Raw genomic sequence first — 8,109 nt, 5'->3', positions numbered from 1 at the left:
GGATGCCGTAGGCCGCGAACGCTACGCGCTCGCCTCCCGCGGGTTCCTCGGGGCAGAGGTGGACCTGGAGGAAACCTACGCCTGGGGCATCGGTGAACTGGAGCGGATCATCGCCGCCCAGGAGGCCGTGGCCGGGGAGATCCGGCCCGGATCGTCCGTTGCGGAAGCCAAGCGGATCCTGAACAGCGATCCCGACCGGCAGCTCAAAGGAACCGAAGCCCTGAAGGCATGGATGCAGGAGCTGTCGGACCGGGCCATCTCCGACCTCGCCGGCGTGCACTTTGACATCCCGGACGTGATGAAGACCCTCGAGTGCCTGATCGCGCCGACCGACGAGGGCGGCATCTACTACACGGGCCCATCCGATGACTTCAGCCGCCCCGGACGCATGTGGTGGTCCGTGCCGGCCGGCGAGGACACCTTCACTACGTGGTCGGAAACCACTACCGTTTTCCACGAGGGCGTGCCCGGGCACCACCTGCAGATCGCCACGGCCGTGTACCGGCGCGAACTCCTGAACAGCTGGCGCCGGAACGTCTGCTGGACCTCGGGGCACGGCGAGGGCTGGGCACTCTACGCCGAAAAGCTCATGGAGGAGCTTGGCTACCTCAAGGACCCCGGCGACCACATGGGCATGCTGGACATGCAGCGGATGCGGGCTGCGCGCGTGGTCTTCGACATCGGCATCCACCTCGAACTGGAAATGCCCGCCCGGTGGGGGTCGGGCAGCTGGACGCCGGAGAAGGGCTACAGCTTCCTCAAGCAAAACCTCGACATCAGCGAGGGGCAGCTGCAGTTTGAGTTCGCACGCTATCTCGGCTGGCCCGGCCAGGCGCCGTCGTACAAGGTGGGCCAGCGGCTCTGGGAGCAGATCCGCGCCGAGCTCGAAGCCAGGCCCGGCTTCGACCTCAAGGCGTTCCACACGAAGGCATTGGACATCGGCTCCGTCGGCCTGGACACCCTCAAGCGGGCGATGCTCGGCCCCGCTGATTGAGCCCGTCGAAATCGAGGGTCTCGACCAGCTCGACCGGCGGCGTCCGGGAGATCTTTGCCACACGCGCTGCGGGAATAACTTCACAAAAGGCCGGCCCTTAGCCGGATTTCCGGGCATGTGGGCGGTTGCCTAGTGCTACTCCCGCGTAATATTTCTCAATGCCAGGTGGAAGCTGTATTTTGCGCGGCCTAGCTTGTTTCGGTGAGCAATCAAATCAGCACTTCTCCTTCGGCCGGGCGCACCGGCTTCCAGCTGCCCCGGTGGGCAGGTTCGTTCGGCTTCCAGATCATCGCCGCCCTCATCGTTGGGCTCGGACTGGGCCTGTTGGCCAAGTACACCGGCAGCACCAAGGCGAGCCCGAACGGTCTTGGCGCAACGCTGCAGACCATCGGCTCGAGCTATGTCTCGCTGCTGCAGACCGCCGTCGTGCCCCTGATTTTCACCGCCGTGGTGAGTTCCATTTCCAACCTCCGCGAAGTCTCCAATGCGGCCAGGCTGGCCTGGAACACCCTGCTGTGGTTCGCCATCACGTCCCTCATCGCCGTGCTGATCGGCATCGGACTGGGCGTGCTGCTGCAGCCCGGCGCCAACACCGGCCTGGCCGGCGAGGCGAAGGAGTATGCAGGCAAGTCAGGTGACTGGTGGGCGTTCCTGACAGGCCTCTTCCCGAAGAACTTCCTGGGCCTGGGCGCCAGCTCCACGGTGGCCGAATCCGGTGCCGTCACCACCGCTGTCAGCTTCAACGTGCTGCAGATCCTGGTGATCGCGATCGCCGTCGGAATCGCTGCCCTCAAGGTGGGCAAGCAGGCGGAACCATTCCTGGCACTCAACGCCTCGGCCCTGGCCGTCATCCAGAAGGTGCTGTGGTGGATCATCCGCATCGCTCCCCTCGGCACCGTCGGCCTGATCGGCAACGCCGTGGCCGTCTACGGCTGGGACACCATCGGTTCACTGGGCAAATTCACCGTGGCGATCTACATCGGCCTGGCCCTGGTGATCTTTGGCGTATACCCCGTGCTGATCCGCTCCCACGGCCTCTCCGTCAAGCAGTACTTCTCCGGCGTGTGGCCGGCCGTGCAGCTGGCATTCGTCTCCCGCTCCTCCATTGGCACACTGCCGCTGACCCAGCGCGTCACCGAACGGAACCTCGGCGTTCCCCGCGGCTATGCCTCCTTCGCCGTTCCGCTGGGCGCCACCACCAAGATGGACGGCTGCGCCGCGATCTACCCGGCCATCGCCGCCATCTTCGTGGCCCAGTTCTTCGGCATCCAGTTGGACTTCAGCCAGTACCTGCTGATCGCCCTCGTGTCGGTCCTCGGATCCGCGGCCACGGCCGGCACCACCGGCGCCGTGGTCATGCTGACCCTGACACTGTCCACGCTGGGACTGCCACTGGCCGGCGTCGGACTCCTGCTGGCGATCGACCCCATCCTGGACATGGGCCGCACAGCGGTCAACGTGGCCGGGCAGGCACTGGTCCCCGCCATCGTGGCCAAGCGCCAGGGCATCCTGGACGAGGCCCTCTACAACGCGCCGCGGTCCGGCGATCCCTTCACGGATGACTCCCCCGCCGGAGAGCCTGCCGCCGAAACGGCCGATGCCCCGAAGGGCCCAGAGCTGGCCGACGCAAGGGCGTAGCCCCGTCCCGGTGTTGCGGCTAGGGTACTGCCATGGATGTCATTCTGGTTCCCGGATTCTGGCTGGACGCTTCTTCATGGTCGGAGGTGACCCCGCCGCTGGTGGCGGCGGGGCACCGCGTCCATCCGCTGACCCTTCCGGGGCTGGAGGCGAAGGATGCCCCGCGCTCCGGCATCGGGCTGCGCGACCACATCGATGCCGTTGTGTCCGCCGTGGATGCCATCGAGGGCCCGGTGGTGCTCGTGGGACACTCCGGCGGCGGGGCGATCATCCACGGAGCCGTCGACGCGCGGCCGGAGCGCGTGGCGCGCGCCGTCTACGTGGACAGCGGCCCGCTCGGAGAGGGCGGCGTCATCAACGATGAACTGCCGGCCGACGGCGACGAGGTTCCCCTGCCGCCGTGGGACGGCTTCGACGAGGCGGACCTCGTGGACCTGAATGACGAGCTGCGGACCATGTTCCGCGCCCGTGCCATTCCGCAGCCAAAGGGCGTGGCCTACGACCGTCAGCACCTCCACGATGCGCGCCGGTACGAGGTCCCCGCAACCGTGATCACCTGCGAATTCCCGACCAGCCTGCTCACGGAGTGGATGGATGCGGGCCACCCCTACGTTGAGGAGCTCGCGCGCATCCGCGACCTCGACCTGGTGGACCTTCCCACCGGACACTGGCCCCAGTTCACCAAGCCCGCCGAGCTCGGTGCGGCAGTCCTGGCGGCTGTGAACCGTTCGGCGTGAGCCCACGCGGGGCGCGGGAAGCCTAGTGCCGGCCGCCGCCGATCACGCCCTGCTCCACCGCCTTGGTGACGGCGTCCGCCTGGGTGAGCGTGCCGTCCGCCACTGCCTGATCCAGCCGCGGCTTCAGCGCGGCCGCCCGGTTCTTCTGTGCTTCGGTTCGCAGTTCTTCCAGTGCCGTTTTCACCTTGGCTTCGTCGATTCCAAGGGACTTGGCCAGGGACGCGGCCAGTGCAGCCTCCATCGCCGCACGGTCCGGCTTTCGCCCGTCGGTTCTCGGACCGGCAGGCCGGTTGGCCTCGCGGAATGCCCGCAGCGCCTCCGCTACCTTGGCCTCGTCCACGCCCAGTTTGGCCGCCAATGCCGCCGCCTGCCCGCCACGATCCCCGTGCCCGTGACCGTGCTTTCCCCGGCCCAGCATGTGACGGTCGGGAGCAGGGATGCCGGAAGGACTGCTGGAGGTGGGGGTGGGAGTTGGAGTGGCCGTCGTTGCCACGGCCATTTCCGTCACACCAAAACCGGCACCGAGCGCCACCGCCCCCGCGCTAAGGCTCAGGGCCACTTTCTTCCTGTGCCGCCGGGAATCTTGCGCAGAGTGCAAACATGCACGTAGTGTAATTGCGTGTCCACTTCCACTTCGCCCTCGCCGCCTCCGCCCGAAACGGCCCCGGCCCCTACCCGCCGGGAGCTCAACAAAGCCGCCACCCGCCAGGCCATCTCGAATTCGACCCTTGAGCTCCTGCGCAGCAAGGGGCCCGGCAAGTTCACGGTGGAGGACATTGCTGAAGCAGCGGGCATCTCACGCCGCACGTTCTTCAACTACTTCAGCAGCACAGAGGCGGCCATCGCCTCGGTGACCCACGGCTTCCTGGACACCGCTCTGCAGCAGTTCCGGCTGCGGCCCCCTAACGAACCCATCCTCGAGTCGGCCCGGGCGGCCCTCGTGGAACTGGCCGACCCGATGTCGGTGGCACCGATGGCCGAGCTTTTCAGCCTGACGCAGGCCAGTCCCTTGCTGGCACGTTCGGAGCTGGAGGCATGGGACCACTGCACAGAACAGATCATCGCCGCCGCCCGCGAGCGCACCGCCCACAGCCAGGCGGGAGACATGGACGAGCTCTACCTCCGTGCCCTGGCCGGTTCCGTCATCTCCTGCGGCAAAGCCGCCATGGAGGTGTGGTTCAGCCGCTGCGGCACGGACCTCTCGCCGAAGTCACTCGCCATCCTCCGGCAACTGCTGATCGATTCCATGGGGCTGTTGGGCTCCGGCTTCACTCCCCAAGCACCCACCTCCGCCCCGCACTCACCAGAACGGTCCTGACATGGCACTTCTCCTCTACCGCCTCGGCAAGTTTTCCTACCGCCACCGCTGGCTTGTCATCTCACTCTGGCTCGCAGTCCTCGTGGCCGTCGGCGGGTCCGCAGCGGCGTTCCATGGAACCATGTCCAACAATTTCCAGATCCCGGGCACCGAAACCCAGCAGATGGCGGACAAGCTCAGGAAGGAACTGCCCTCATCCTCGGGCGGCTCGGCCGGGATCGTCTTCGAAGCCAACGACGCCCGGTTCAGCCAAGCCGGCAGGGAAGCGGTGTCCGCCGCCCTGACAAAGCTCAAGACCCTCCCGGACGTGCAGGGAACGGTGGACCCCTTCGCCACCCAGGCGCAGCTGGACGGGGCCGCGGCCGACCTCGCCGCCGGCGAACGGAAGGCAGCCGCCGCCAAGGCCCAGCTGGAGAAGGCAGCCGCAGAACTCGCAGCCGGCAAGGCCCGGCTGGCGGCTGCTGAACAGCAGATGGCCGCTGCGGGACTTCCGCCGGAGGCCGTTGCGGCCCAGCTCGGCCAGCAGAAGGCCGCCCTCGCCGCGGGTCAGGAAAAGCTCGACGCCGGCACGAAGGAACTCGAGGCCGGCAATGAAAAGCTCGCCCTCGGCAAGCGCCAGCTGGCCGCCTCCCAGGGCATGCGCTTCGTCTCCGCAGACGGCAAGGCCGCGATAGCACAGGTCCAGTTCAAGACCTCCATCAACGGCCTCGAGCCCCGGGTCCGCCAGGAAGTCCAGGACATCGTCAAGGAGGTCTCCTCTGCCGGGGTAACAGCACTGCCCAGCAAGGAAATCACCGAAGACGTCTCCGAGATCTTTGGCGTTGCCGAGATCGTCGGCATCGCCGTCGCGGCCCTGGTCCTGATCCTCATGCTCGGCACGCTGGTCGCCGCCGGGCTGCCCCTCCTCATGGCACTGCTGGGCGTGGCCGCCGGCGTTGGCGGCACCTTTGCCCTGAGCGGGGTCGTCGACATGAGCTCCATTTCGCCGATGCTGGCCCTCATGCTGGGCCTCGCCGTCGGCATCGACTACTGCCTGTTCATCGTCAACCGCCACCGCAGCCAATTACTGGCCGGCATGGACGGCGAAGAATCCGTGGCCCTTGCCACCGGAACCTCCGGCAACGCCGTGCTCTTTGCGGGCTTGACGGTCATCATCGCCCTCGCGGCCCTTGTCGTTCCGGGGCTGCCGTTCCTGGCCGTGATGGGCCTGTCCGCCGCCGCGACGGTGGCCGTCGCCGTCGTCGTCGCCCTGACCCTGACCCCAGCGGTGCTCTCGCTTGTCGGGAGGAAGCTGATCTCCAAGCGGGCCTGGGCAAAGGCCGAGAAGCACAATGCGGAGCCCAACCATGAGGCAGCGGACCGCGCCAAGGACGAACACCGCAGCAGCCACGGCTGGGGCGGGCTCGTCACCAGGCACCCGGTGATGGCCACGCTGGCCGGTGTCCTGCTGCTAGGCATTGTGGCTCTGCCGGCCAGCCAGTTGAGGCTCGCGCTGCCGGACGGCGGTTCCGAGCCCGCCGATTCGCAGGCTTTCAAGGCCTACGACGTGACCAGCCGCAGCTTCGGCGAAGGCACCACCGGCCCGATCGTCGTCGTCGGCGGTTTCCCCGAAGGACTCAGCGAATCGGAGGCCATGGCCAAGCAGCTGGACGTTGCGGATGTCCTGCGCAGCACGGAGAACGTGACGGCCGCGGTTCCTGTGGCCCTGAGCGAGGACCGCCGGACCGCGGTGTTCCAGGTCATCCCCAGGGAGGGACCGGCCAGCGCCAGCACCGTGGAGGTGGTCTCCGGGCTGCGGGCCGAGAAGGGTGCGATCGAGGACTCCCTCGGCGTGAGCATTGGGCTCACCGGCCAGACCGCCGGCAACATCGACGTGTCCACCAAGCTGGGCGACGCGCTGCCGCCGTACCTGGCGATCGTGGTGGGCCTCTCGCTGATCCTGCTGCTGCTGGTGTTCCGCTCGATCGTCGTGCCGCTGCTCGCCACAGGCGGCTTCCTGCTGTCCCTTGCCGCTGCCTTCGGCGCTGTTGTGGCGGTCTACCAGTGGGGCTGGCTGGGGCCAGTCTTCGGCGTCGACAACCCGGGGGCCGTGCTGAGCTTCCTGCCCATCATCCTGATCGGCGTGCTGTTCGGCCTGGCCATGGACTACCAGGTGTTCATCGCCTCGGGCATGCGCGAGTCCTTCATGCACGGGGAATCGGCCAGGCACGCGGTGCGCTCCGGCTTCAGCCATGCCTCCGCAGTGGTCACGGCCGCCGCCATCATCATGGTCAGCGTGTTCTCCGGCTTCATCTTCTCGCACCTGAACATGGTCCGGCCGCTCGGCTTCGCCATGGCGTTCGGCGTGCTGGTGGACGCGTTCGTGGTGCGCATGACGATTGTCCCGGCCGTGATGTACCTGCTCGGCGAAAAGGCGTGGTGGCTGCCGCGCTGGCTCGACCGCATCCTTCCTGACGTTGACGTGGAGGGGGCAAGGCTCCGCAAGCCAAGCACGACGGCGGCCGGCGCCTCGGCGCCCGAACCCGCCGGTGTCGCGGCCGGCTAGTGGCCGCAACCCGCCCCTGCGCCTGCGCCTGCGCCTGCGAGGATATGGAAGTGCATTCTCATCCTGTCGCCCCGCCCGATGTTCAAGCAGCTGATCGAATGTGGGACACCTACGCCGCCGCACATCCCGAGGCCGTCGCCGCATCGCCCGAGTACACGGTCGAACACTTCGGTGATTCGAAGCGGCTCGCCAACGAACTCCTCGGTGTGGTTCTCAGCGGAAGGAAGCGTGCGACAGCGGAGCTCGTCGCCGACTTCATCGCCCGCGGCGACCAGGTGCCCCGGATCGGATCCCATTGGATAGCCTGCGACGGTGACGGGCTGCCCCGCATCATCATCCGCAGTACGGAACTCCGTATCGGCCCCTTCACGGGCGCTGATACGGCCTTCGCTCGTGATGAGGGCGAAGGCGACCTGACCCTGGAAAGTTGGCAGCGTGAACACCGCCGCTACTGGACGCGCGTCTGCGACGCCGCCGGCCGTGAATGGTCAGAGGACGACGAGATCGTCTTTGAGCGCTTCGAAGTGGTCTGGCCACCCGAGCACGCGGACGCGCCGCAGCGGTAGAGTGCCGCAGCACTAGCAGTACAACTAGCGCTGCACCGCTGCATGACCGGAATGCGGCTCGCGGCCAGCTCAGGCCGCGCGCCTACCTTCCGCCGTGTGCAGACCCCGGCCCCGCATACGAACCTTTGCGTACCGCCGGAGTTCACGTCTGTGCCTGCATGCTTCCGTGTTCGACACGCCAAGCTGCGTCCCGGGCAGCGGCGGTGCTGTGGAGTGGTAGGTGTGGCCGGTCGGTGTTCGGAGTTCGATGGTGTGCCGTGGGCCGGGCCGGGGTATGGCTTTCCAGCCAGTGGTTTCTTTGGTGTGGTTGC

7 protein-coding genes are annotated in these 8,109 nt (G+C 67.4%); 6 read left to right on the top strand and 1 reads right to left on the bottom strand.

The features are described 5' to 3' along the window. The 3 genes from AC3A3W_RS01140 to AC3A3W_RS01130 form a co-directional block, all read left to right on the top strand. On the top strand, positions 1-994 hold a 994-nt coding region (locus AC3A3W_RS01140), incomplete at its 5' end, for a DUF885 domain-containing protein (RefSeq protein WP_487440054.1). Positions 995-1,195: 201 nt separating this feature from the next. Beyond that, entirely contained in the window at positions 1,196-2,632 is a 1,437-nt protein-coding gene (locus AC3A3W_RS01135; protein ID WP_487440053.1) for a dicarboxylate/amino acid:cation symporter, read from the top strand. 32 nt (positions 2,633-2,664) lie between these two features. Continuing rightward, entirely contained in the window at positions 2,665-3,369 is a 705-nt protein-coding gene (locus AC3A3W_RS01130) for an alpha/beta fold hydrolase (RefSeq protein ID WP_487440052.1), read from the top strand. Between the two features lie 22 nt (positions 3,370-3,391). On the opposite strand, the gene AC3A3W_RS01125 is transcribed toward AC3A3W_RS01130, so the two are convergent. Continuing rightward, on the bottom strand, positions 3,392-3,928 hold the full coding sequence (locus tag AC3A3W_RS01125) for a hypothetical protein (protein WP_487440051.1): 537 nt from the start codon (positions 3,926-3,928) through the stop codon (positions 3,392-3,394). A gap of 60 nt (positions 3,929-3,988) precedes the next feature. Here AC3A3W_RS01125 and AC3A3W_RS01120 point away from each other — a divergent pair, with 60 nt between their 5' ends. The 3 genes from AC3A3W_RS01120 (at position 3,989) to AC3A3W_RS01110 (ending at position 7,798) form a co-directional block, all read left to right on the top strand. Beyond that, positions 3,989-4,687, top strand: coding sequence for a TetR/AcrR family transcriptional regulator (locus AC3A3W_RS01120; RefSeq protein ID WP_487440050.1), 699 nt, complete (start codon positions 3,989-3,991; stop codon positions 4,685-4,687). 1 nt (position 4,688) lies between these two features. Further along, a complete protein-coding gene (locus tag AC3A3W_RS01115; RefSeq protein ID WP_487440049.1) occupies positions 4,689-7,232 on the top strand; it encodes an MMPL family transporter in 2,544 nt (847 codons plus the stop codon). A 98-nt stretch (positions 7,233-7,330) separates the two neighbouring features. Further along, the gene (locus AC3A3W_RS01110) at positions 7,331-7,798 is read left to right on the top strand and encodes an ASCH domain-containing protein (RefSeq protein ID WP_487440048.1); all 468 of its coding nucleotides are present in this window, start codon (positions 7,331-7,333) and stop codon (positions 7,796-7,798) included. Positions 7,799-8,109: the final 311 nt, after the last annotated feature.

It is taken from the genome of Arthrobacter sp. Soil_N43 (assembly GCF_057655195.1).
This window is presented reverse-complemented; position numbering and strand designations above follow the sequence as displayed.